Source organism: Candidimonas humi (assembly GCF_019166065.1).
GTDB lineage: Bacteria > Pseudomonadota > Gammaproteobacteria > Burkholderiales > Burkholderiaceae_B > Candidimonas > Candidimonas humi.
On the sequence record NZ_JAHTBN010000003.1, the window covers coordinates 351,067 to 375,195 of the forward strand.

Consider the following 24,129-nt stretch of genomic DNA (forward strand, 5'->3'; position numbering starts at 1 on the left):
CGGGCCACCAGGCTGGACTATCTGCAGAGTCATCGTCGGCGGGAAAGACGCTTTCGAGCTCTGGCAGACCACCGAACCCGCGAAGATGGTGGCCGGGGGCCTGCCGTCACTGAAAGCCGCACAGAAGTGCTACGCGGAAGTGGCTGGGTAAAGAAGGTCCTACGCCTACCCGATCCCTCCTGGCCCCAACAGCGGTTTAAAGTCCGACATTTTGGCCGCCGGCAGCGGCGCGCTCGAATCCTCACCCTGATATTTGCTGTTTCCCATGGCCCGCGTTACCTGGTGCCATGTGAAATCGGCCTCCGACTGCGCTTCCTTGAGGATTTCCAGCGCAGCCTTCGGCGTCGTGCCACGGTCAGTCCAGGCCTGCGCCAGTTCAAGAGTGAGCGTCAGCGGCCGGCGCGGGTGGATCTGCTGCAGCACATCGCGCGCGTCTGAAGTAACGATCGCGAATCCGTGGTGTCCATCATGCTCGGCACCTGGCTTCCAGCCGCATACGGCTGCGAGCCATATCGTTTGCGCGTCGCGCGGATGAATGTACCAGGGCTGTTTGTCCGGCTTTTCGCCCGTCCACTCATACCAGCCGTCCGCCGGAACGATCACGCGCCGGCTCATCGTGCCGCGCCAGAACGGCGAGTCGTCGACCAGCTTGTCGAGACGCGCATTCGCCGCGGGGCCGCGCTTGCCCCAGGAGGGCTCATAGCCCCAGAACAGCCGAGCGATCGCCAGGCGTCCGTCATCTAGCCAGTGAATGGTCCAGGGCATGGCGCCAGGCGCGACGTTGTAACGTGGTCGCGGGTGCTCGCTGGGCACATCGAGCACGGTGTAGTCGTCCGTGCCCCAGGTCTCCATGTATTCCCGGCCGCTTTTTTCCTGCTTGATCCGTCCGCACATTTCCAGCTCTCGCTCTTGCTGCGCATAGACTCCCGATACGATCTGCTCGCGTTCGATGCGCCGACGCGTTTCGAGCATGCGTTCATACTCGAGGACGCAGGGCTCGAGCTTGATCGCGTCGTAAATCTCGCGAAAGAGCGCTTGCTGCTCGGGCGATTGATCACGAGTCACCAGCTTACCTAAATACTGGCGGATCGGCACGAGCAGGTCGCGAAAACGCCGAATCTCGCGCAGCAGCGTCATGACGTCCTGGTGACGTCGATTGCCGTCCTGAATGGCTTTGAGCTCGCGATGGGAAAGCATGGCTAAAAACTGTATTTATGAACAGTATTTTTAGCACAAGCCAGAATTGTGAGTTGTGACGGAATTGCGGTCGGAACGGGGGCCGAAGTAAAGAATTGCGGACTGAAGGATGTTTTGCGGACCAGAGAACAATTTAGAACGGCTCAAGATCCGCATGAACATTGGAGGCGCGACTCGGAATCGAACCGGGGTACACGGATTTGCAATCCGCTGCATAACCACTCTGCCATCGCGCCGGCAGGCGCCTGCATGTGGGCAGGCGCATCAGGAATCCGGGATGCTTTCCCGGAAACAGACGATAAGCCCCTGTAAGAAAGGGAAATCGTCTAAAGCCCGCCATTCTACACCAATTTGGAGGCTCGACTCGGAATCGAGCCGAGGCGCACGGATTTGCAATCCGTGGCTGGTCAGCGCATCAGTTTGCCGCCAGCGCGGCAGGTGGCGCGAAGGCTTCCCCACGCCGGGGCAGGCGCAGCGATATGGCGGCGGCCACGAAGAGCAGGGCGCCGGCCATGCCGAACGAGACCAGGTGGGTGTGGAAGTGTTCGTACGCCCAGCCGCCCAGCCATGAGCTGATGGTGCCGCCTATCTGGTGGCTGACGTAGGCCAGGCCGTAGAGCACGCCGACGAGGCGCGTGCCGTATACATCGGCCAATATGGCCGAGGACAGCGCGACGCTGCCGGCCCAGACGACCCCGCCGATTGCGGCCACGCCGTAGAGCTGCCAGGGGGACGCGGCCTCGACCAGGCCGAAGAATCCCAGGCCGCGCACGATGTAGATGGTGGCCAGGATGCTGCGCCGCTGCACGACGTCCGACAGCCGTCCCAGCCCCAGCGAACTGAATATGGCCATGAGCCCGATCAGGGCTATGCCGAAGGAGCTGGTGTGCGCGTCGAAGCCATGGTCCATCAGCATCGGCATGCCGTGGGTGCCCAGCAGGTTCATGCTGAATCCGCAGGCGAAAAGGCCGAAGACGATTTGCCAGAAGGGGGCGGTGTGCACGGCTTCGTGCAGGCTGAGCGCGGGTGCCGGCGGCATGGCGGCACGCGTCGGGCGTGCGTTGCGCGCGGCGCTGTCTTTGGCGCTGGTGGGCTGGTTCGCGTCGCTGCGCAGGTCGGCATTTTCCGGCGCCTGCTCGCGTACGACCCACAGCGCGGTGGGAATGGCGGCCAGCGCATACAGCAAGGCGAAGCCGGCCATGGTCTCGCGCCAGCCGAGCGATGCGATGGCGGAGGTGAAGACGGGAGTGAGAATGGCGATGCCGGCCATCGAGCCGGCCGATAAGGAAAACAGGGCCATGCCGCGCTGGCGTACGAACCAGCGGCTGATGATGGGGGTGAAGGTTACCGGGCTGGCCAGGGCGAGGCCGACCGACAGGCCCACGCCGAACGACAGCAGCAGGCCGACCCAACTGGTGGCCATTACCGTGCCCGTTACCGAAGCCGCGACGATCACGGTACCCGCCAGCAGCACGTTGCGGGTGCCCCAGGTTCCGACGAGTTGGCCGACTGCTGGCATCGACAAGCCGTACACCATCATGCCTACGGCGACGATGGAGGACAGTTCGCTGCGATCCAGCCCCAAGTCGTGGGCCATGGGCAGGAAGAAGGGGCCGATGCTCAGCCGCAAGCCTACCGTGAGCAGGGTCAGCACGGTGGCCGAGGCGACGATGGCCCAACCGAAATAAATACCCTTGCGTTCGACCCTGGCCATGCTGCTTTCCCCTTCCTGGTTTTTCTGCTGCCCGCGCGACGCGGGCGATGTCCGGACTCTTGCGTCTTCGATGCGTTTGTCGACCGCATCTGCTCGCCGGCGCGCTTGTTGCGTATGGCTTGTTCAAGCGGCTGACGAAGCGTGCGGCGCTAAACGCTATATTCAAAGGCTACCACGAAGCGATCGGCACGGTTTCGTGTGGCGGCATCTTCGTTTCGAATCGCCTGGGTTGAATTTTATAGACGATTAGTCTATTTTATTACATAATTAATTTAATTGGTCTCGGAACAGGTGAGCCGGGGCTTGATCGGATGGCTTCGGCTTCAAGATGAAGGGAACCCCACGTATGCCCAACACCTCTGCCACACCCGCCGCCGCAACGGCGCCGGCCGCTGACGGCAGCTCGCAGGTGCCGGCTGGCCGGCCGCGGCGCCGCGGCCGGCCAGCCGGCGATGGCGCCGCGCATGCCGACGTGCGCCAGAGTCTCTTGCGCGTCGGCGTTGCGGTATTGACCGAGCAGGGCTTCGCCTCGGTCGGCATCGACGCAATATTGCGATCGGCGGGTGTGCCCAAGGGCTCTTTCTATTATTACTTCGACAGCAAGGAGGCCTTCGGGCTGGCGTTGATCGACGCCTATGCGGAATATTTCGCCGCCAAGCTGGATCACTGGTTTTCGGATGTGTCTTGCCCGCCGCTGGCGCGCCTGCGCAATTTCATTGACGACGCCAGGCAGGGCATGGCCCGCTATGAGTTTCGCCGTGGCTGCCTGGTCGGAAACCTAGGGCAGGAAATGGGGGCGTTGCCCGAATCGTTTCGCGGCCGCCTGTTGGAAGTGTTTGCCGATTGGCAGCGGCGTACCGCCGCGTGCCTGCGCGCGGCGCAAGACGCCGGCGAAATCGCCGCCGACGCCGATTGCGAGCGACTGGCGGCATTTTTCTGGACTGGATGGGAAGGCGCCGTCCTGCACGCCAAGCTGGCGCGCAGTCCGCGGGCGCTGGATGTTTTCGCCGAAGGGTTCTTCGCTTGCGCGGGCGCGGCTACTCATGCTCTCGCCCGGACATCCGCATCATCCCGTAAATCGGTAAATCGCCAGTAAACGGTGCGTTGTCAGTAAACGGCAGCTCGTCAGGTAAACGGCAACTCGTCAGGTAAACGGCGGGTCATCGGGTAAACGGCAACTCATCGGGTAAACGACAACTCGTCAGTAAAGGGAAAGGAGCCAGCAGTGTTCAAGGCAATACTCATAGACAAAGCGGAAAACGGCCAAAGCGTTGCTCTGGCCGATGTTGCGGACGATCGCTTGCCCGCCGGCAGCGTCACTGTACGCGTGGCGTATTCCACGCTGAACTACAAGGATGCGCTGGCGATTACCGGCAAGTCGCCTATTGTGCGCAGCTACCCCATGGTGCCCGGCATCGATTTCTCGGGCGTGGTGGAGCATTCCGACGATCCGCAATACAAGGTGGGCGATCGCGTGGTGCTCAATGGCTGGGGTGTCGGCGAGAAACATTGGGGAGGCCTGGCGGGCAAGGCCCGCGTGGATGGCGGCTGGCTGGTGCCCTTGCAGGCGCCGTTCACGCTGCGCCAGGCCATGGGCATAGGCACCGCCGGCTACACCGCGATGCTGTGCGTAATGGCGCTGGAACGCCACGGGGTCAAACCGGAATCGGGCGAAGTGCTTGTGACGGGCGCCGCGGGCGGGGTGGGCAGCGTGGCGGTAGCCATATTGGCCAGGCTGGGCTATACCGTTGCCGCAGTGACGGGCCGGCCGCAGGAATCCGATTACCTCAAGGCGCTGGGCGCGCACGAGATCCTGGATCGCGCGCAATTCAGCGAGCCCGGCAAGCCCCTGGCGAAGGAGCGCTGGGCCGGCGCCGTCGACGTGGCGGGGGGCAATGTGCTGGCGAATGTTTGCGCCGCCATGCGCTATCGCGGCACGGTCGCCGCTTGCGGCTTGGCCGCGGGCATGGGCTTTCCGGCCACCGTCGCGCCCTTCATATTGCGCGGGGTGACGCTGGCGGGAGTGGACAGTGTGATGTGTCCCAAGCCCGACCGCCTCGAGGCCTGGCGCCGCCTGGCGCGCGACCTCGACCCAGCGGTGCTGGACGGTCTGACGCACGATGTGCCGCTGGACGGAGTGATTGCCGCGGCAGGGGATCTGGTGCAAGGGCGGATACGCGGCCGCATCATCGTGCCCATCCATAAGGATTGATTTTGCAGGCGTGCGCAGCCCTTGCAGCCGCGCATGCTGCCCGGTCGGTTTGTCCGCGGCACGCCAAGCCCGGGGCGGCGGACGACGGGCGGCGGCTCGTGCGCGGTAAAACGCACAACAGTTCGGGCTCCCGCCAACACGGGCGCATTTCAAATTTTCCGGAGACTATTCCATGACTAAGAGCACAGCACCGGCCATCGGCCGTTTTCCCATACCGGCCCTGGCCGATTTGCCCGAGGACATCCGCGCGCGCATTGTCGCGGTACAGGAAAAGTCCGGTTTCATTCCCAATGTGTTCCTGGTGCTGGCGCATCGCCCGGACGAGTTCCGGGCCTTCTTCGCTTATCACGATGCTTTGATGGACAAACCCGGCAATCTCAGCAAGGCCGAGCGCGAAATGATCGTCGTGGCCACCAGCAACGCCAACCAGTGCCAATACTGCGTGGTGGCGCACGGCGCGATTCTGCGCATCCGGGCCAAGAACCCGCTGATCGCCGACCAGGTCGCCGTCAATTACCGCAAGGCCGACCTCATGCCCCGGCAGAAGGCCATGCTGGACTTTGCCATGAAGGTCTCGGCCAGCGCCTATGCCGTGAATGATGCCGACATGGAAGTCTTGCGCGGCCATGGCTTCGATGACGAGGATATCTGGGACATCGCCGCCATCGCGGCGTTCTTCGGCCTTTCGAACCGCATGGCCAACGTCACCAATATGCGGCCCAACGATGAGTTCTATGCGATGGGCCGCTGAGCGTGCCTTACCAATATTGATCGCAAAAAAGGTGTGCGAGGAGGACCGCGCAAGATGAGCCGCGCAGCCAGGCCCGGCGAGTGACGGGCGAGGGGTAAAGGGCAAGCGGCCAAGAGGCAAGGGCAGGAGGGCGACGACAGGAAAGCAACGGCAAAAAGGCAAGGGCAGCAAGGCAAGGGCCAGGAGTCGGCGGACACAAGCAGGGCAAGGCAAATTTAGGCAGTTTGGCTTGCAAGGTAAACTTGCAAGTTATACTGTTGAGATCGTCCCCTTGCTGATCGGCATGTGCCGGTATCCCGGGGGGCGTCGCGAGAACCGGAATGCCGACCCAGATACCCGAAACCGCCGTCATCGATTTTGTCCAGGCCCTGGGCATGCTGGTGCGCCGCATGCGCGCGGCGGCTGCCACGCAAGAACTTTCCCTGACCGAGTCCGTCGTCATGGCGCGGCTGGAAAGAGAAGGCCCAGCGACGATCGCCGAGCTCGCCCGCGCCGAAGGCATGAAGCCCCAGTCCATGGGGGCGACCGTGGCCTCGCTCGAGGAACTGGGCATGCTCGAACGCAGGCCGCATCCTACCGACGGCCGCCAGCAGCACGTCCGGCTGACTGCCCGCGGCGCTGCCGCACGCAAGAACACGGGCGACGCCAAGCGCAGTTGGCTGGCCCAGTCCATGAGCGGCCTGGACGCGGCGGACCGGGAAACGCTGTTCGCTGCCGGCCGCATCATGCGGCGCCTGGCGGAGTCCGAATGAGTCCCCCCAATCTCCAGGACACGTCGCAAGCGGCGCCCGCCAAGCCCCAGGATTCCGACCGCATCGATCCGCAAGTCTGGAAGGTGTCGGTGGTGGTCTTTCTCGGCCCATTCATGACGCAACTGGATTCGACCGTCGTGAATCTGTCGTTGTCGGCCATTCATCAGGATCTGCAGGCCTCGATCGCCACGACCCAGTGGGTCGTCAGCGGCTACTTGCTGGCGCTGGCGCTGATGCTGCCGATGAGCGGCTGGCTGGTCGATCGCGTCGGGGCCAAGCGCCTGTACCTGGCTTGTTTCTCGGCATTCACGCTGACCTCGGTGCTGTGCGGCGCTTCGCGCACGATCGACGAGCTGATCTGCGCCCGCGTGCTGCAAGGCATGGCCGGCGGGATCCTGGCGCCCATGACGCAGATGATGCTGGCCCGGGTGGCCGGCCGGCACATGGCGCGGGTGATGGGCTACACCGTCACGCCGGTGCTGATCGCGCCGATACTGGGACCGGTGGTGGCCGGTGCCATCCTGAAATATGCTTCATGGCCCTGGCTGTTCTTCCTCAACCTGCCGATAGGGCTGCTGGGCGTGGGACTGGCTGCGGCCTTGTTGCCGGGCGACGCCTCCACCATCCGCAAGCGCCCGTTCGACCTGCTCGGCTTCGCCTTGATCGCGCCCGGGCTGGCAAGCTTTCTTTATGGCCTGGAGCTGGCCACCCACCGGCAGGGGGCCTCCGCGCTCGTGGCCGGCGTGGCGCTGGTGGGCGTGTTCATCTGGCATGCCAGGCGCAAGGGCGGCGCCGCGCTGATCGACCTGCGGCTGTTTCGCGGCCGCGTGTTTTCGGCGGCGGCCACCACGCAGTTCTGGGCCAACGGCCTGGCCTTTTCCAGGCAGTTCCTGATTCCGCTGTACCTGATCACCAGTTGCGGCTTGTCCGCGCCCGCGGCGGGATGGACGATGGCGGCCATGGGCTTCGGCATGATGTGCTCATTCCCGATGGTGGGCACCTTGACGGAAAAATTCGGCTGCCGGGCGGTATCGGCCGGAGGCTCGTTCCTGGCCATGCTGGGCGTGCTGCCCTTTCTCTGGATGGTGTATACCCAATACTCGCCGGTCTTGGCCGCGGCATGCCTGTTCCTTACCGGGATCGGCCAGGGCACGATCAACATCCCGTCGATTTCGGCGGCTTATGCCTCGGTGGCGCGCGACCGGCTGGCGGTGGCCAACACCGCGATCAATATCGCCCAGCGGCTCGGAGGCCCGGTGACGGTGACCGTCATGGCCATCGTCATGTCGCTGGCCCAGACGCCGGTGCATCAGGCGGCGGTGGACCCCCATTCGTTCATGGCGCCGTTCGCGCTGCTGATAGGCGTGAACCTGCTGGTGTTCGCCGCGGCCTGTCGTTTGCCGGTGTGGATACATCAACCCAAGGAGGACTGATTCGGGGGGCTTCAGCGTATGCCAGCGCGCATGAACGACTGCACGAACTGGCGCTGGAAGAGCAGGAAGGCGATCAGCAGCGGCGCCGCGCTGAGCAGCGTGGCGGCGGTGATCACGGACCAGTCTATGCCCTGATCGGAAGAAGCGAAGACCTGCAGGCCCACGGTGATGGGGCGCGTGTTCACCGACTTGGTGATGATCAGGGGCCACAGGAAATTGTTCCAGTGGTAGCTGACCGACACCAGGCCATAGGCAATATAGATGGGCTTGGCCAGCGGCACGTAGACGCGCATCAGGATCTGCCAGCGGCTGGCGCCTTCGACGCGCGCCGCCTCTTCCAGTTCGCGCGGCACGGTCTTGAAGGTCTGGCGCAGCAGGAAGATGCCGAATGCCGAGGCGAAGTAGGGCAGGCCGATGGCGAAGATGGTGTCGTTCACCCCCAGCCAGCTCATGGCGCGGTAGTTCTCGACGATGAGCACATCGGGCATGATCATCAGTTGCAGCAGCACCAGCATGAACATCAGGTCGCGGCCCTTGAACTCGAAGCGCGCGAAAGCATAGGCGGCCAGGGTGCAAAGCACGAATTGCGCCACCAGCACCATGGTGACCAGCAGGAAGGTGTTGACGAAGTAGCGCGCGAACGGCGCGGCTTGCCAGGCGGCGGCGAAATTGGCCAAGGTCAGGGGCGCGCTCAGGTCGAAGCGCGCGGCGTAGGCCGAAGGATGGAATGCCGCCCACACGGCATAGAGCAGCGGCAGGAACCACAGCAGCCCCAGCAGCCATGCCCCCAGGGTATCGAGCGCGTTCGTCTTCATTGATAGTGTGTCTTGCGGTCGAGCCAGCGGAAGTTCACCAGGGCCGTCACGGCCAGGATCACCAGCAGCACCACGGTCAGCGTGGCCGCGTACGAGGAATCCCAGAAGCGGAAGCCCGTCTGGTAGATATAGAACAGCAGCAGCATGGTGGCGTTGTCGGGGCCGCCGCTGGTCATGACCACGATCTGGTCGACCACACGGAAGGCGTTGATCAGTGCATTGATCAGCACGAACAGGGTGGTGGGCATCAGCAGCGGCAGCAGCACGCGCCAGAAATACTGCCAGCGCGAGGCGCCTTCCAGCAGCGCAGCCTCGCGCACCGAGGGCGAGATCTGCTGCAGCGCGGCCAGGTAGAAGATCATGAAGAACCCGGCTTCTTTCCAGATGGTCACCGCCATGACCGCCGGCAGTGCGGTCGAGCGGTCGCCCAGCCAGTTGACCGGAGGCAGGCCCAGCATGTGGCCGATCTGGGCCAGCAGCCCGTATTGCGGGGTGTAGAAGAACAGCCAGATATTGGCCACGGCGACCATGGGCAGCACCGTGGGGGTGAAGTACGCCATGCGCAGGAAGCCGCGGCCGGCCAGCTTGCTGTTGACCCACAGGGCCATGATCAGCGCGATGGCAATGGACAGCGGGATCGTGCCCAGCGCGAAATACAGGTTGTTCCAGAGCGCTTTCCAGAACACCGGATCGTCGAGCATGGCCGAGTAATTGTCCAGGCCGACGAAATGCATCGGCCTGCCCGCCCTGGGCGTGGAATAGAAGCTATGCCACAAGGTGGACAGGGCCGGGTAGTGCGTGAAGGCGATCAGCAGCGCCATGGCCGGCAAGAGCAGCAGCCAGCCGTATACCGCGTTCATCCCGTTGCGTTTCATGCCGCCGAGCCTCCCGCCGCCTTTACCGGTACGAACGCAGGATGCGGTTCGCGCCGGCCTGGGCGTCTTCCATCGCCTGCTTGGGCGTCTTGGCATTGGTCAGCACGGCCTGCAGGTTGTCGTTCAACAGCTTGGTCACGCGCTGGTTGTCGTGGGTGGAAAACTCGGCCACGCTCACCGCGAGCTGGTCGCGCGCCACCACGGCTTGAGGCACTTCCTTGACGTAGGCCTTCATCTTGTCGGTGTCCCAGGCGGGCTTGGTCACCGCGACGTAGCCGGTGTCGATGCTCCATTGCGCGGCGTTCTCGGGGCCGGTCATCCACTTGGCGAACTTATAGGCGGCCTGCTGCTGTTCGGGCGTGGACTTCTTGAAGATATAGAAGTTGCCGCCGCCCGTGGGGCTGCCCCCTTGCTTGGCCTTGGGCATAGGCGCGACGCCGAAGGCGAATTTCGCATTCTTGCGCACATTGGCCAGGTTGCCGGTGGTGGTCCACATGATGGCGGTCTTGCCCAGCAGGAAGTCCTGCGGCGTAGTGCCCCAGTCTATGGTGCCGGTGGGCATGACCTTGTCCTTGTAGGCCAGGTCGTGCCAGAACTGCAGGGCCTGGATCACGGCGGGCTTGTCCAGGTACACCTGGTTGCCCTCGGAGTTCATCAATATGGCCTTGTTGGGTGTGGTCAGCGCCTGGAACAGCCAGTAGGCGAAGGCGCCGCCCGAGGGAATTTCCAGGCCCCACTGGGTCACCTGGCCGTCGCTGCCGCGCTTGGTCAGCTTCTTGGCGTCGGCCACCAGTTCGTCCCAGGTGCCCGGCGGGTGGTTCGGGTCGAGTCCGGCCTGCTTGAACAGGTCCTTGTTGTAGTACATGACGATGGTGGATCGCTGGAACGGCACGCCCCAGGTCTTGCCGCCGGTGCGGCTGTTCTGCATGAAGGCGTCGTAGAAGCTGTTCAGCCACTTCTTGTCGTCATCGGTCTTGACGAAGCCGTCGATGGGCACGATGGCGTCTTCGTCGATCAGGGTGAACATATCGGTCGACAGCAGTACAGCCACTTGCGGCGGATTGCCGCCCTTCTGGGCCGTCAGCGCCTTGGCGACGGAATCCTGGTAGGAGCCCGAATAAATCGCCTTGATCTTGATGTCGGGGTTGGCCTTTTCGAAGCCGGCCACCGCCTTGTCGACGATTTTCGTGATCGGGCCGCCCACGGCCACGGGGTAATAGAACTCGAGCTGGATCGGCTTGGCCTGCGACCATGCAGGCAATGTGCCCAGGGCGCCCGCCAGGCCCAGCGCGAGGGTTTTCAGAACGATGCGTCGCATATGTGATTCCCCTTGGTGGTTTATGAGCCGGCCGCGATGGCCAGGCCCGAAGCGTCAAAGAAATGTTGTTCGCGCGAGTTCCAGGCCAGCCGGATCGCCTCGCCGGGCGCGGCCCGCAAGTGTCCCGGCGTGCGCAGGGTGATGCCCGGGTTATCGCCGATGGCGCAGACGACGATGGTGTCGGCGCCGAAGAATTCGACCCCTTCCACCCGCGCCTCGAAGCCGCCGTCGGCGGCCAGCGCGATGTGTTCCGGCCGCACGCCGAGCTTGCGCGCCCGTGCGCCGTACGGTGTTGCTATCGCGGCTGCGCTGCCGGCGATACGCGTGCCGTCCTCGTTCAGGCGCAGCAGGTTCATGGGTGGCGTGCCGATGAAGCGCGCCGCGAATTCGGTGCGCGGGCTGGCGTAGAGCCGGTCGGGCGTATCGTGCTGTTCGATCTGCCCGTTGCGCAACAGCACGACGTGGTCGGCCATGCTCATGGCCTCGGTCTGGTCGTGCGTGACGTAGATCATGGTGATGCCCAGCTTCTGCTGCAGCGCCCGGATCTCGCGGCGCATTTCATGCCGCAACTGCGCGTCCAGGTTCGACAGCGGCTCGTCCATCAGGCATACGGGCGCCTCGGAAATGACCGCGCGGCCCAGCGCCACGCGCTGTTGCTGTCCGCCGGACAGTTGCGAAGGCTTGCGGTCCAGCAGTTGCGACAGGCCCAGCAGGTCGGCCACCTGCTTCAGGCGCCGGTCGAAATCGCGCGCCGGCTCCTTGCGCACCTTCAGGCCGAACAGGATGTTTTCCCGCACGGACAGGTGCGGGAACAGCGCATACGACTGGAACACCATCGATATGCGGCGCTTGGCGGGCGCGAGTTCGGTGACGTCGCGCGAGCCGATGAGTATGCGTCCGGACGTGGGCGAGTCCAGCCCGGCGATCATGCGCAGGGTGGTGGACTTGCCGCAGCCCGACGGCCCCAGCAGCACGGTGAAGGTGCCGGCCGGCACTTCGAACTGGATGTTGCTGACGGCGGCCGGGGCGGTGCCGTATTGCTTGGTGATCTTGTCTAGGACTACGGAAGACATGGCGGCGGGGGGCTCGGCCTCAGGCCGGCAGCGGAGAAGCGAGATAGCCCACCACGGCGTGATGGGTGACGGTGGCGCCGGGACGTACCCAGTGCACGTGATAGCCCGGCGGTTCGGCATTGGACGTCAGCCGTCCGCGCTCGCGCAGATCGAGCTCGACCTGGTGGGCGGTGCCTGGACAGGTGCTGGCCAGGGTATTGCCGACGCGGCACACAATGCTGCGGTGCATGTGCCCGCACAGCACGCGCTCGATATTGGAATGCTGGCCGATGATGCGTGCGAATTCGTCGCGGCCTTCGAGTATCCCCAGCGCGTCCATCGGGCGTATGCCGGTGTCGAAAGGGGGGTGATGCATGATCACTACCGTGGTTTGCCCGGGCTGTTCGGCCAGCCGGTCCGACAGCCATTGCAGGCGCGCCGGGCAGAGGGCGCCGTGATGGCGGCCCGGCACCGTGGTGTCGAGCGCCACGATGCGTACCGGCCATGTGTCGTCGACGTACTGGATGAACTCGCCGCCGCTGCGCAGGTAGGCATGTTCGGGGAAAGCCTCGCGCAGCGGCTCGCGGCTGTCATGGTTGCCGGCGATGAGCAGGTAGGGGATTTCGAGCTTGTCCAGCGCCGCGTGCAGTATCGCGTATTCGGCCGGCAGGCCGTTATTGCTGAGGTCGCCCGTTACCAGGACCAGGTCGGGGCGCGGCTCGTAGCGGTTCAGGTCGTCTATCGCGAGTTCCAGGTGGTCGATCGCCATGACGCCGTCCGGGCCTGGCCGTTCTTGGATATGCAGGTCACTGATCTGGGCAATCAGCACTATGGCACCTCTGGTTTGAAGTCGGGACGCAAGCCTGGTGTCCGCTATCGCTTTATATGCCGTGCCGCTGAGCAGGGCTGATGGCCCCGTAGGCGGCGAAATGGCGGGCAGGTATTTGAAAACGATTTCATTTTATCCTTGAAGTATGACGGCGATATTGCAGTAGTTACCCTAATCGTGGCGTGTTGGCCCGACGTTTGGGCGGCCAGGCTCGATGCCTTCGGCGTGCGCATGCCCGAGTCTTGGCATCGGGCCCGCGGGCGGACTTGGTTCCGTGGCGGTTCTCTTTCTATCTATATAGACGGCGACATGGCTTGCGGGCCGACCCTTGCCGGGCTGGGGTTGCCGCGCCGGCCTGCGATGCACGGCGGTACACTGGGCGGGTTGAGTTGTTCTGTTGCGGCGAAATCACTCGAGGAAAAGAAAATGGCTGGCTCCAAATCTCTGCGTTCCGGACACATCACACAGGGCAAGTCGCGTGCGCCCAACCGCTCGATGTACTACGCCCTGGGCTACAAGGAAGAAGACTTCGACAAGCCCATGGTCGGCGTGGCCAATGGCCACAGCACCATCACGCCATGCAACAGCGGCTTGCAGAAGCTGGCAGACGCGGCCATCGAGGCCATCCGCGAAAGCGGCGGCAACCCGCAAGTGTTCGGCACGCCCACGATTTCCGACGGCATGGCCATGGGCACCGAGGGCATGAAATATTCCCTGGTTTCGCGCGAAGTCATCGCCGATTGCATCGAGACCTGTGTGCAGGGCCAGTGGATGGACGGCGTCGTCACCATCGGCGGCTGCGACAAGAACATGCCCGGCGCCATGATGGGCATGCTGCGTGCCAATGTGCCGGCCATCTTCGTTTACGGCGGCACCATATTGCCGGGCCGCCTGGACGGCAAAGACCTGAACATCGTCAGCGTCTTCGAGGCCGTGGGGGAAAACGCCGCGGGCCGCATGAGCGATCATCAGCTCAAGCAGGTCGAGCTGCATGCCATTCCCGGTCCCGGTTCTTGCGGCGGCATGTACACGGCCAACACCATGAGTTCCGCCATCGAGGCGATGGGCATGAGCCTGCCGTATTCCTCGACCATGGCCAATGTGCACGAAGAAAAGACCCAGTCCGCAGCCGAATCCGCGCGCGTGCTGCTCAAGGCCATCGCGCGCGACCTGAAGCCTCGCGACATTGTCACCCGCAAGTCCATCGAGAACGCCGTCAGCGTGGTCATGGCTACCGGCGGCTCCACCAACGCCGTGCTGCATCTTCTGGCCATTGCCCACGCGGCGGGGGTGGAATGGAGCATCGACGATTTCGAACGCGTGCGCCAGCGCGTGCCGGTCATCTGCGACATGAAGCCTAGCGGCCATTACCTGGCGGTGGACCTGCACAAGGCCGGCGGCATTCCGCAGGTGATGAAGATATTGCTGAATGCAGGGCTGATCCATGGCGACTGCATCACCATCGGCGGCCAGACCATCGCCGAAGTGCTGCGGGACGTGCCGGACGCGCCCCGCGCAGACCAGAAGGTCATCTTCCCGCTGGAACAGGCGCTGTACAAGCATGGCCACCTGGCCATACTCAAGGGCAATCTGTCGCCGGAAGGCGCGGTGGCCAAGATCACCGGCCTGAAGAACCCCGCCATGACCGGCCCGGCGCGCGTCTTCGACGACGAGCAATCGGCGCTGGACGCCATCCTGGCGGGCCGCATCAAGGCCGGCGACGTCATGGTGCTGCGCTACCTGGGACCCAAGGGCGGCCCGGGCATGCCGGAAATGCTGGCTCCCACCGGCGCGCTGGTCGGCGCCGGGCTGGGCGATTCGGTCGGCCTGATCACCGATGGCCGCTTTTCGGGCGGCACCTGGGGCATGGTGGTGGGGCATGTCTCGCCCGAAGCCGCGGCCGGCGGCGTCATAGCCCTGGTGCAAGAAGGCGATTCCATCACCATCGACTCGTACAAATTGCTGCTGCAACTGAACGTGCCCGAAGAAGAAATCGTGGCTCGCCGCGCCGCCTGGAAGGCGCCGGCGCCGCGCTATACCCGCGGCGTGCAGGCCAAGTTCGCCTTCAATGCCTCGGCGGCCAGCACCGGCGCGGTGCTGGATAAGTTCTGACCGCCTGATTGCGGATGCCGCCCGGACATGTTCCGGGCGGCGCCGGCCCGCGGGCCGGGTTCAGTAGCCGAAGAATTCTTCGCTGCGGATATCGTCTTCGTCCACCCCGGCATCTTCCAGCAGGTCGCGCAGGAAGTCGACCAGTCCGGGCGGGCCCGCCAGATAGTAGATGGGGTCGTCGTATCCCTCGGCGGCGCGCTTGACCTTGGCAGCGTCGATCAGGCCGGTGTCGCCGTCCCATGGCTGGCGCGACTGTTCCATTTGCGTCATGGTGGCGATCAGGCGCATATGCGGGTTGCGTTGCGCCAATTGCTGGAGTTCATGCAGGAACGCGGCATCTTCGGGGCGGCGGTTGGAATACAGCAGCGCCAGAGGCCGGGGCGAGGCATCGTGTGTTGCCTGTCGCAGCATGCTGAGAAACGGCGTGATGCCTATGCCTCCCGCCAGCAGTACCGCCGGGCGGATTTTCTTTTCCGACAGCGTCAGCGAGCCCGAAGGCCCTTGCAGCGTCAGTTGCGCCCCGTCCGCAAGCGCCCGCAAGGCGCGCTTGTAGGCGCTGTCGCGCATGCGCGTGGCGATCGCCAGTTCGTTCTGGTAGGGCGCGCTGACCAGGGAAAAAGTATGCACCTGGGGCTCGGCGCCGGACTGCTGCGGCAGTGTGAGATCCACGGCCTGCCCGGGCTTGTATGCAAAGCCCTCGGGTTTGTCGAAGTGAAACGCCATGGTCCGGTCGGCGACCTCGTCCCGACCCTGCAATGCTACGGTGTAAGTGTTCATGGCAAGGCTCCATGTTCAAAAATGTGTGTTTCTTCAATGTAGAAACAATGCCGCCCGGCGGGATGACTGTGGTCTGGCAAGCTACGCGTTCCGGCTGCGCCGGACGGGCTCTGTACCCAGTATACGTTCGGGCGAATTGCGGCCTGGCCCATGCTATGGCGCGGTCTGCCCGAATGCGGCCGGCCGCTCGATGCGCGCGTAGGCCGAGTGGTTGTGTATGGATTCGAAGTTCTCGGCTTCGATGCGGTACGCGCCCACACGCGGTTCGGCTTGCAGCGCCAGCGCCACGTCGCGCACCAGGTCTTCGACGAACTTGGGGTTGTCATAGGCGCGTTCGGTGACGTATTTTTCGTCGGGGCGCTTGAGCAGCCCGTAGACTTCGCAGGATGCATTGCGCTCGGCGATCGCGATCAGCTCTTCGATTGCCATCTCTGCGTCCAGCTCGGCTTCTATGGCAATGAGCGAGCGCTGGTTGTGTGCGCCGTAGGAAGAAATCTCTTTCGAGCAGGGGCACAGGCTGGTCACCGGCACCGTGACGCGCATGCGGTAGCGGTAGGTTCCGCGGGCATCGACCTCGCCGCGCCAGGTCACGTCATAGTCCAGCAAGCTCGACGTGCCCGACACCGGCGCGGATTTGCGCACGAAGTATGGAAACGACATCTCGATGCAGCCGCTGGAGGCTCCCAGGCGCGCCAGCATGTCGTAGACCAGCGTGCGCAGGCCGGCCTGGCCGGCGATGTCCGGCCGTGCTTCCAGCACCTCGATGAAGCGCGACATGTGCGTGCCCTTGGACGCGGCGGACAGGCCTACTGTCATGTCCAGCGTGGCCACGGTCGGCTGCGAGCCGCGCCGGCCCTGCACGTTCAGTGGATGGCGCAGGCCCTTGACCCCGACGGCATCCAGGGCCAGGCCGCGCAGATCAGGCCGGGCCTGGATGTCGGGCAGGCCTAGTGCCTGGGCGCTGGGTATGGGGGAACGCTTTGCGTGGGCGTTCATGGTTTTCCTTCGGGATTCGGAGTTCGGGGGCCGGCGCCGGCCGCATGGTGTCGGGCCCAGGCTAGGGCATGCGGCAGGCGGCCATATGTCTTGGCGGGAGACTCAATGCAGCCGCAGCAGCCTGCACTGCTTCAGTTCGGCCAGCACGACGGCTTCGAAGGCAGCGGCATCGCCCTCCCGGGCGCGCACCACCGGTTTCGCATCAGCGCCGCCGCCGCGCGGCGGCAAGGGGGCTGCGCGGGTGTCTCTGGACATGGCTGTCGTTCTCCGATGGTTTTGTCTTCTTGCCCGTTAGATGCGCGGTGTCGCGTAAAGGTGACAAGTATTTTTAACGGCTCTGTCCTGGCCTTGTTCGAGGGCTCCTTTCCGGTTCCTGCTTTACCGTGTTCCGGCCCGTGGTGCTTGCGCGCCCGTTCTAAGGGTTAACCCCGTTTGAAAAATATTTTTCATAAAATAATAATGTGGAAATTAATTTTCAGGCATTCAAAATTAGAGCGACGGCCCCCCGCCTCCCACACCTGCATGAATAAAGCTTCCCACCCAGGCGGCATCCAGGCGCGCATTGCCGCCGCGCTGCCTTCGTTGACCGGCGCCCAGCGTCTGATGGCGGAATTCGTCAATCACAATCTGTTCCAGGCGGCCACCATGCGCATCGAGGAAATCGCGCAGGCCGCCAGTGTGTCTCCGGCCACCGCCAACCGCTTTGCGGGCGCGCTGGGTTTCGGCGGCTATCCGCAGTTCCGGGCGGCGATGATGCGCGAATTCGAAGCTACGCTCGCTCCGGTCGAAAGACTCAAGAGCGCACTGGCTTCGCCTGCTTCCAGTCACGAACTGATCCTGTCGGCGCTGGAAACTGATATCGACAATTTGCGCGCCACCCAGCATGCCTTGACTGGCCAGGCCTGCAATGACGCCGTCGATGCGCTGGTCGGCGCCGACAGGGTGTTCGTGGTGGGTTTCGGAAGCAGCGGGCATCTGGCTGCCCAACTGGAATATGGCCTGAATCCCTATCTGGGCTATGTGCAATCCCTGGCCAGGGCGGGTGGTCCCGCCAATGCCGCTCGCCGCCTGTACGACGCCACGGCCCGCGATCTAGTGGTGGCCATTGCGTTTCCCCGCTATTTGCGCGACACCATCGCCGTCGCGGAGCAGGCGCGCTCCAGCGGCGTGCGCATCCTGGCCCTGACCGACAGCATATCCTCTCCCCTGAGCCAACTGGCCGATATTTCGCTCTACATCCATGCCTATCGTCGCATGGCGGCCAATTCGGACGCCATCGTGCTGGCGGTGATTCAGGGACTGTGCGGCGCGGTGGCGCATCGCGTGCCTAAATCGGCCCAGGCGGCTGCCTCCATGACACAGGCCACCTTGCCCTGGCTGTACCGTGATGGCCGCAAGCCCGCCGGCGCCCGCGGTCGCAAGGCGCGGCGTGCCGGGGAGCCAGAGTGAACAGGCCCGCTCCCGCCATGTCCCACAACGTCCCGTCTTTGCAGCCGCGTGCATCCATAGCGTGGGGCCGCCTGCTGCATCGGGCCATTGTTGCGCTGGTCTACCTGTTCGTGTTGTGCCCCATCTTCTTCGTCATATGGCTCAGCTTCTTCAAAGACGCCATCCTGTATTTTCCGCCCTCAGGCTATACGTTCGCCTGGTACGTGAACGCCTGGCGCAATAACGCCTTCGCTGACGGCTTCCTGTTCAGCCTGCAAATAGCGCTGCTGGCGGCCTTGGGCGGCGTGGTGCTCGGCATCCTGGCTGCCATGAGTGTCGTGCGCTACCGCTATGCCGGCCGCGGCATGGTCAACACGCTGCTGCTTTCGCCCTTGCTAATTCCCGGCATCATCCTGGGCGTGGCTATCTATCTGTTCTATCTGCGCGCCGAGAATATTCTCGACATGGACATCGTCGGCACGTACGGCGGCCTTGTGGCCGCGCACATCTGCCTCACCATTCCCTGGACCGTGCGGCTGGTGTCGGCCGGCATGCAAGGCCTGGACGAATCCGTGGTCGAAGCGGCACGCAATCTGGGAGCCAGCAGCCGAGTCGCGTTCCTGCGCGTGACGCTGCCCATGCTGCGTCCGTCGATCGTGGCCGCCGCACTGTTCAGCTTCATCGTGTCGTTCGAAAACCTGGAGTTGTCCCTGTCGCTGGTCGGGCCGGGACACACCACACTGCCCATAGCCATCATGCAATATCTCGAATTCAATCTCGATCCGACCATCGCGGCAGTGGCATCGGTGCAAATCCTGCTGTTGGGCGCCATCATGCTGGTGACCGACCGCTACGTCAAGCTCAGCCGGGTAGTGTAGGGACGATACAGCCATGGCCAACGTTTCCATCCAGAATCTGCAAAAACGGTTTGGTGCGACTACCGCTGTTGAGGACTTTTCCCTCGATGTCGCCGACGGCGAACTGGTCACCTTTCTGGGGCCCAGCGGCTGCGGCAAAACTACCACGTTGCGCATGATCGCCGGTTTCATCGAGCCCAGTGCCGGGCGTGTCCTGATCGGCGACACTGACATCACGCGGCTGCCGGTGCACAAGCGCAATACCGGCATGGTATTCCAGCGCTACGCGCTGTTCCCGCACATGACGGTGGAACAGAATGTGGCCTTCGGCCTGGAAATGCAGAGGGTGCCGGCGCGACAGCGGCCGGCCCGCATCGGCGAAGTCCTCGATCTGGTGCGCATGACCCATTTGCGCGCGCGCTACCCGCGCGAGCTGTCGGGCGGGCAGCAGCAGCGCGTGGCGATTGCGCGAGCGCTAGCCATCCAGCCGCGTGTGTTCCTGCTCGACGAGCCCCTCTCGAACCTGGACGCGAAACTTCGGCTCGAAGTGCGCGAGGAAATACGCGCCCTGCAGCAGCGCCTGGGATTGAGCACCATCTTCGTGACGCACGATCAGGAAGAGGCCTTGGCCATCTCCGACCGTATGGCCATCATGTACGAAGGGAAGGTCCAGCAGGTGGGGACGCCTCGCGAACTCTACGAACATCCGGCCAACCTGTTCGTCGCCGGCTTCCTTGGGCGCATGAATTTGTTCGAAGGAGGGGGCGACGGCGCTGGCCGCTTCATCTGCAAGGACGGTACGGTCCTTGCCACAGAGCAGGGTGGTGGCTCCGCGACACATCTCGGCGTGCGCCCGGAGCGGCTGGGCATTCACGCGCAGCCGCCGCAAGTCGCCAATGTGCTGCCGGGCACGGTTGCGGGCGTCACATACCTGGGCTCGCAAATCGAAGTTCGTCTGAAACTGGAAGCCGGGCCCGATCTCGTCGGCCAGACGGCCAATCGCGGCGATGACGGTTTCGATGCGACGGTCCTGGCTCCCGGGGCGCGGGTCTACGCAAGTTTTCGCGCGCAGGACAGCGTGCTTTTCAACGGATAGCCGCTATGGCGCATGCACAAGACAGACGTACGGGCGGCATGCTGGCGGGGCCAGGCCTGGCATTCCCCGCCTCGCTGGTGGTGCTGCTGATTATCGTCGCCCCAATGTTGATGCTACTGGTGGGAAGTTTCCAGGTCGCAGCGCCCGGGGCCGTGGCGCATGCCGGTTTTACGTTGCAGAGCTATCGCCGCTTCTTCACGGATCCTTTCTACTTGAAGATATTCGGCGACACGGTGTGGGTGTCGGCACTATGCACCGGCCTGGCGCTGGTCCTGGGGTTCCCGGTCGCATACTTCCTTGCCCGCACGCGCAGCCGCTACAAGAGCCTGCTCATCATCTTGCTGGTGTTCCCGCTGCTGGTGGGCAATGTCGTGCGGGCAGCCGGCTGGATGATCATCCTTGGCAATGCCGGTGCGATCAATGCCTTGTTGACCTGGCTCGGTCTCATCGGCCAACCGCTGCGTCTGCTGTACACCCCCGCAGCGGTGGTCGTCGGCACGACCGGCGTAGTGCTTCCGTATTTCATCCTTACTTTGCAGAGCGTGCTCGAGGGTATCGATTTTTCGGTGGAGGAAGCCGCGCAGAATCTCGGCGCCAGTTTCTTCACGACCTTCCTGCGCGTGATCCTGCCGATTTCTGCCCCGGGCGTAGCGGCCGGTACCGTCCTAGTGTTCATCCTGTGCATGAACGCGTATGCGACCCCAGTGCTGCTGGGCGGGACTGGACTGACCATGATGGCGCCCGCTCTTTACGACCAGATCACTAAGGCATCGGACTGGGCGTTCGGCTCGGCGCTCGCCTGGATATTGGTCATCGCGACATTGCTCATGGCCTTGCTGTCGCACTGGCTCATCAACCGCAGGTATGTCAAGACCATGGCCGCCTAATTTTTTCCCGATTTTCCCCGTCGCAACTATGCGCTCGCCGTTCATTCCAGGAGACTTCCCCATGCGTCATACACGCCGTCAATTCCTCAAGACCGCCAGTTCCCTGGCCCTGACGCCCCTGCTGGCCGGTACCGGCGCACGGGCTTTTGCCGCGGGCGCCTGCCAGGGCCGCGTCATCGTCGGCACCTGGGGCGGCGACTATCAACGTCTGCTGCAACAGAACATCGACCCGCTGGTCAAGCCCGGCGGCCTGGAAGTGGTGTACGACGTCGGCAGCGCGCTGGCTCGCCAGACCAAGATGCGCGCCGAGAAGCATGCACGTCGCAGTTCCCTGGATGTTTCCCTGCTGCGCGACAACGATATGTATCAGATGTACGCGGAAGGGGCGACCGGGGCGATCGATCCGGCGCAAGTTCCCAACTTGGCCCATGTGCTGCCGGCCTTGAAGCGCAGCTACGCGATCCCGCACATATTCAGCGCCCTGGTGCTGGTCTACAACACCGAGCATGTCAAGACCCCGCCATCCGGCCTGGCGGCGCTGCTGGACAAAACCTATTCTGGCCGCGTCGGTCTGGTCGATGATCAGTACGACTACCTGACCCTGGCCGGTGCGCTGGCCTTGGGCGGTGACGCCAAGGATCTGGAACTGGGCAAGAAATACCTGAAGGAACTCAAGGCCAATGCGCCCAAGATCTACCCTTCGGTCGACGCCCTGGCGGGTGCGCTAAAAAGCGGCGAAATATGGGTCACCGTCACATGGAAGGCCCGTACCGTCCAGTGGAAAAAGGCCGGGCTGCCGGTGGCATTTCAATTCCAGAAAGAGGGCGCCTTACCGGCTACATTCGAAGCGGGCGTGGCGGCTGGCAGCAAGGCGGCGGGTTGCGCGCTGGCATACATGAATGCAATGCTGGACGCCCGGGCGCAGCGTGCGTTCGCAGAGACTATGGGTTATGCGCCTACCGTGGCTAATGCCGACCTTCCGCCTTCGTTGCAGCAGGCGGTTGGGTTCAGCCATGCCGAGCTCGATCATCTGGTGCCAGTGGACTTCGACCTGCTGATGAAGAACAAGGGCGCGTTGCTGGATTTCTGGAACAAGGACTTCCGCGTCGGCCTGTAGGCGGGCAGGCTGCCCGGCCTTCTCGGCCCGGGCGGCTTCGGGCCGGCCGAACCTTTGGGACGCCGGTTTCGGGTTTCCGGGCCGCGGGCGGCCGCTAATAAATACTATCCATAGTACCTACGCTGCGAACTGCGCGGGGTTCAAACGGGGCGCGGGCTCGCGCCCCATGCACAGGAATATATCGTGATTGTCATTTCCAATAACGAGGGCAAGTCAGGCATACCTGCCACTGCGAGCATGCTGGCGCAAGGAAAGCCGGGGTTGGACGCGGTAGAGGCGGGCATCCGGCTGGTCGAAGACGACGAGGAAGTGCGCACCGTCGGACGCGGCGGCTGGCCCAACCTGCTCGGCGAAGTCGAACTGGACGCCTCCGTCATGGACGGCACCAGCCTGAGAACCGGTGCTGTCGGCGGCCTGCAGGGTTTCCGCCACCCGGTCAGCGTGGCGCGCGAGGTGCTGGAGCGCCTGCCACACGAACTCCTCATCGGCGCCGGCGCGGCACGTTTCGCGGCCGAGATCGGTGCCGAGCAATGCGATCTGCTGGCCGATCATTCGCGCGCCGCGTGGCAGCGCTGGTTCGACGCCGAGGTAAGCGAAGCAGACCGCGGCAACTGGCCGGACGTGCCGCTTACCCGCTATTGCCACAATGCCGTTGATCCCGAAATCGGTAAAGACACCACCGTATTCATTGCGCTCGATGCAAATCGCAATATTGTGTCCGGCACGAGCACTTCCGGGTGGGGCTGGAAGTATCCGGGGCGGCTGGGCGACAGCCCCGTCATCGGCGCCGGTTCCTATGCGGACAGCCGCTATGGCGCATGTGCTTGCACCGGTGCGGGAGAAATGACCATACGTGCTGGCACCGCGCGTGCCGTCGTGCTGTACATGAAGATGGGCATGTCCGTCGAGCGCGCCGTCGAAGAAGCGGTCAACGACATGCGAGCGCTGAAAGGAGGCCTCATAAACCGCGTCACGATCCACGCCATTGACAACCGCGGCAATCACCGGGTCGTCGCCGTCAATGGACTGCCGGGCAACCATTACTGGTTCTGGACCGATGGCATGCAGGCCCCCGAGGCGCGGCCCGCGGAATTGATACAAATTTCCGAGCGTGCGCCGCAGGCCAAGAAGATCGCCATGACGGTGTATACGGCGTAGGCCGCTGCGTGTCGATCGGGGCAAGCTCTAAAATCGGCAGGATGCCCACGTCCCGCATCCGAGGCCGATCATGACTGCCAATATTCTGCCCAACCGCCTCACATCCCAGGCCGCCGTGACGCGGCACTTGCGGCGGCTTGCCGAGATAGATCCTCGGCTGCGCGCCATACACGAGGCCGTGGGCGCGGTTCCGGCCCGGTCGCGGCCTCCCGGTTTTGCCGGGCTGGCCCGGGTAGTGTGCGGCCAGCAGGTGTCCGTCGCCTCGGCCGAGGCGATCTGGGGGCGGCTGGAAGCCGTCGCCGGGGCCACCACGCCCGAGGGGTTTTTGCGCCTGGGCGAGCGCGGCATGCAGGGCGTAGGCCTGTCGAGCGGCAAGCTGCGCACCTTGACGGGCGTGGCGCAAGCCATGGTCGCGGGCGAACTCGACCTGCCCGCCATCGAACGTCTGCCTACCGAAGAGGCCCTGGCGCGGCTTACGAGCTTCAAGGGCATAGGCCCATGGACGGCCGAGATCTACTTGATGTTCTGCGCGGGCCACCCCGATATTTTCCCGGCGGGCGACATTGCCTTGCAGCGGGCGGTAGGCGATGCGCTGGGGCTAGGGCGCTCGCCGGACAGGAATGAGCTTGTCGCCATCGCGGCCGCCTGGGCGCCGCATCGGGCCGCCGCGGCGCTATTGTTCTGGCGCTTTTATCGCAAGACCCGCGAGCGCGAAGGCCTGGGGCTGTAGGGCCTGCCGCATCCCTGGTCCCT

Annotated in this window: 23 protein-coding genes and 1 tRNA gene; 13 read left to right on the forward strand and 11 right to left on the reverse strand. The window is 64.1% G+C overall.

Features of this window, described 5'->3' with window-relative positions; genetic code table 11:
• Positions 1 to 165 precede the first annotated feature (165 nt).
• The 3 genes from KVP10_RS08645 to KVP10_RS08655 form a co-directional block, all read right to left on the reverse strand.
• Complete coding sequence (locus KVP10_RS08645; RefSeq protein WP_217964155.1) at positions 166 to 1,197, reverse strand: SOS response-associated peptidase; 1,032 nt, start codon at positions 1,195 to 1,197, stop codon at positions 166 to 168.
• Between the two features lie 162 nt (positions 1,198 to 1,359).
• Positions 1,360 to 1,433 (reverse strand) — tRNA-Cys (locus tag KVP10_RS08650).
• Positions 1,434 to 1,612: 179 nt separating this feature from the next.
• Positions 1,613 to 2,911 (reverse strand): MFS transporter, encoded by a 1,299-nt coding sequence (locus tag KVP10_RS08655; protein ID WP_217964156.1) that lies wholly within the window; start codon positions 2,909 to 2,911, stop codon positions 1,613 to 1,615.
• Positions 2,912 to 3,257: 346 nt separating this feature from the next.
• Between KVP10_RS08655 and acuR the strand changes: the two genes are divergently transcribed.
• From acuR to KVP10_RS08680, 5 genes are all read left to right on the forward strand, one after another.
• Positions 3,258 to 4,007, forward strand: a complete 750-nt coding sequence (gene acuR, locus KVP10_RS08660; protein ID WP_217964157.1) for an acrylate utilization transcriptional regulator AcuR — start codon at positions 3,258 to 3,260, stop codon at positions 4,005 to 4,007.
• Positions 4,008 to 4,136: 129 nt separating this feature from the next.
• Positions 4,137 to 5,123 carry an acrylyl-CoA reductase (NADPH) gene (acuI, locus tag KVP10_RS08665; protein WP_217964158.1) on the forward strand — a complete coding sequence of 329 codons (987 nt, stop codon included), beginning with the start codon at positions 4,137 to 4,139 and terminating at the stop codon, positions 5,121 to 5,123.
• A 172-nt stretch (positions 5,124 to 5,295) separates the two neighbouring features.
• Positions 5,296 to 5,874: a peroxidase-related enzyme gene (locus KVP10_RS08670; protein ID WP_217964159.1), complete on the forward strand. Its 579-nt coding sequence runs from the start codon at positions 5,296 to 5,298 to the stop codon at positions 5,872 to 5,874.
• Between the two features lie 320 nt (positions 5,875 to 6,194).
• Entirely contained in the window at positions 6,195 to 6,626 is a 432-nt protein-coding gene (locus tag KVP10_RS08675; protein WP_217964160.1) for a MarR family winged helix-turn-helix transcriptional regulator, read from the forward strand.
• On the forward strand, positions 6,623 to 8,059 hold the full coding sequence (locus KVP10_RS08680) for a DHA2 family efflux MFS transporter permease subunit (RefSeq protein ID WP_217964161.1): 1,437 nt from the start codon (positions 6,623 to 6,625) through the stop codon (positions 8,057 to 8,059). The genes KVP10_RS08675 and KVP10_RS08680 overlap by 4 nt, the downstream gene beginning before the upstream one ends.
• Before the next feature lie 11 nt (positions 8,060 to 8,070).
• Here KVP10_RS08680 and KVP10_RS08685 read toward each other — a convergent pair whose 3' ends face one another.
• The 5 genes from KVP10_RS08685 to KVP10_RS08705 are packed head-to-tail and all read right to left on the reverse strand — an operon-like array spanning position 8,071 to position 12,948.
• Positions 8,071 to 8,874, reverse strand: a complete 804-nt coding sequence (locus KVP10_RS08685) for a carbohydrate ABC transporter permease (protein ID WP_217964162.1) — start codon at positions 8,872 to 8,874, stop codon at positions 8,071 to 8,073.
• A complete protein-coding gene (locus KVP10_RS08690; RefSeq protein WP_376810933.1) occupies positions 8,871 to 9,734 on the reverse strand; it encodes a carbohydrate ABC transporter permease in 864 nt (287 codons plus the stop codon). Before KVP10_RS08690 ends, KVP10_RS08685 begins: the two co-directional genes overlap by 4 nt.
• A 37-nt stretch (positions 9,735 to 9,771) precedes the next feature.
• The gene (locus KVP10_RS08695; protein ID WP_217964164.1) at positions 9,772 to 11,067 is read right to left on the reverse strand and encodes an ABC transporter substrate-binding protein; all 1,296 of its coding nucleotides are present in this window, start codon (positions 11,065 to 11,067) and stop codon (positions 9,772 to 9,774) included.
• A 20-nt stretch (positions 11,068 to 11,087) separates the two neighbouring features.
• Entirely contained in the window at positions 11,088 to 12,140 is a 1,053-nt protein-coding gene (locus KVP10_RS08700) for an ABC transporter ATP-binding protein (RefSeq protein ID WP_217964165.1), read from the reverse strand.
• Between the two features lie 19 nt (positions 12,141 to 12,159).
• On the reverse strand, positions 12,160 to 12,948 hold the full coding sequence (locus KVP10_RS08705; protein WP_217964166.1) for a phosphodiesterase: 789 nt from the start codon (positions 12,946 to 12,948) through the stop codon (positions 12,160 to 12,162).
• 426 nt (positions 12,949 to 13,374) lie between these two features.
• On the opposite strand from KVP10_RS08705, the gene ilvD reads away from it, so the two are divergent.
• Complete coding sequence (ilvD, locus tag KVP10_RS08710) at positions 13,375 to 15,060, forward strand: dihydroxy-acid dehydratase (RefSeq protein ID WP_217964167.1); 1,686 nt, start codon at positions 13,375 to 13,377, stop codon at positions 15,058 to 15,060.
• A gap of 60 nt (positions 15,061 to 15,120) precedes the next feature.
• Here ilvD and KVP10_RS08715 read toward each other — a convergent pair whose 3' ends face one another.
• From KVP10_RS08715 to KVP10_RS08725, 3 genes are all read right to left on the reverse strand, one after another.
• Positions 15,121 to 15,837 (reverse strand): ferredoxin--NADP reductase, encoded by a 717-nt coding sequence (locus tag KVP10_RS08715; RefSeq protein ID WP_217964168.1) that lies wholly within the window; start codon positions 15,835 to 15,837, stop codon positions 15,121 to 15,123.
• A 153-nt stretch (positions 15,838 to 15,990) separates the two neighbouring features.
• Entirely contained in the window at positions 15,991 to 16,833 is an 843-nt protein-coding gene (folE2, locus tag KVP10_RS08720) for a GTP cyclohydrolase FolE2 (RefSeq protein ID WP_217964169.1), read from the reverse strand.
• A gap of 102 nt (positions 16,834 to 16,935) precedes the next feature.
• On the reverse strand, positions 16,936 to 17,088 hold the full coding sequence (locus KVP10_RS08725; protein ID WP_217964170.1) for a hypothetical protein: 153 nt from the start codon (positions 17,086 to 17,088) through the stop codon (positions 16,936 to 16,938).
• Between the two features lie 267 nt (positions 17,089 to 17,355).
• Here KVP10_RS08725 and KVP10_RS08730 point away from each other — a divergent pair, with 267 nt between their 5' ends.
• The 7 genes from KVP10_RS08730 to KVP10_RS08760 all read left to right on the forward strand — a co-directional run bounded on the left by KVP10_RS08730 (position 17,356) and on the right by KVP10_RS08760 (position 24,106).
• Positions 17,356 to 18,282 carry a MurR/RpiR family transcriptional regulator gene (locus KVP10_RS08730; protein WP_217964171.1) on the forward strand — a complete coding sequence of 309 codons (927 nt, stop codon included), beginning with the start codon at positions 17,356 to 17,358 and terminating at the stop codon, positions 18,280 to 18,282.
• Positions 18,283 to 18,299: 17 nt separating this feature from the next.
• Positions 18,300 to 19,139: an ABC transporter permease gene (locus KVP10_RS08735; RefSeq protein ID WP_217964172.1), complete on the forward strand. Its 840-nt coding sequence runs from the start codon at positions 18,300 to 18,302 to the stop codon at positions 19,137 to 19,139.
• 13 nt (positions 19,140 to 19,152) lie between these two features.
• Positions 19,153 to 20,214 (forward strand): ABC transporter ATP-binding protein, encoded by a 1,062-nt coding sequence (locus KVP10_RS08740; RefSeq protein WP_217964173.1) that lies wholly within the window; start codon positions 19,153 to 19,155, stop codon positions 20,212 to 20,214.
• A gap of 5 nt (positions 20,215 to 20,219) precedes the next feature.
• Positions 20,220 to 21,101 carry an ABC transporter permease gene (locus KVP10_RS08745; RefSeq protein ID WP_217964174.1) on the forward strand — a complete coding sequence of 294 codons (882 nt, stop codon included), beginning with the start codon at positions 20,220 to 20,222 and terminating at the stop codon, positions 21,099 to 21,101.
• A gap of 61 nt (positions 21,102 to 21,162) precedes the next feature.
• Entirely contained in the window at positions 21,163 to 22,218 is a 1,056-nt protein-coding gene (locus KVP10_RS08750) for an ABC transporter substrate-binding protein (RefSeq protein ID WP_217964175.1), read from the forward strand.
• A 183-nt stretch (positions 22,219 to 22,401) separates the two neighbouring features.
• The gene (locus KVP10_RS08755) at positions 22,402 to 23,376 is read left to right on the forward strand and encodes a glycosylasparaginase (protein WP_217964176.1); all 975 of its coding nucleotides are present in this window, start codon (positions 22,402 to 22,404) and stop codon (positions 23,374 to 23,376) included.
• A gap of 70 nt (positions 23,377 to 23,446) precedes the next feature.
• Positions 23,447 to 24,106 (forward strand): DNA-3-methyladenine glycosylase family protein, encoded by a 660-nt coding sequence (locus tag KVP10_RS08760; protein ID WP_217964177.1) that lies wholly within the window; start codon positions 23,447 to 23,449, stop codon positions 24,104 to 24,106.
• Positions 24,107 to 24,129 lie beyond the last annotated feature (23 nt).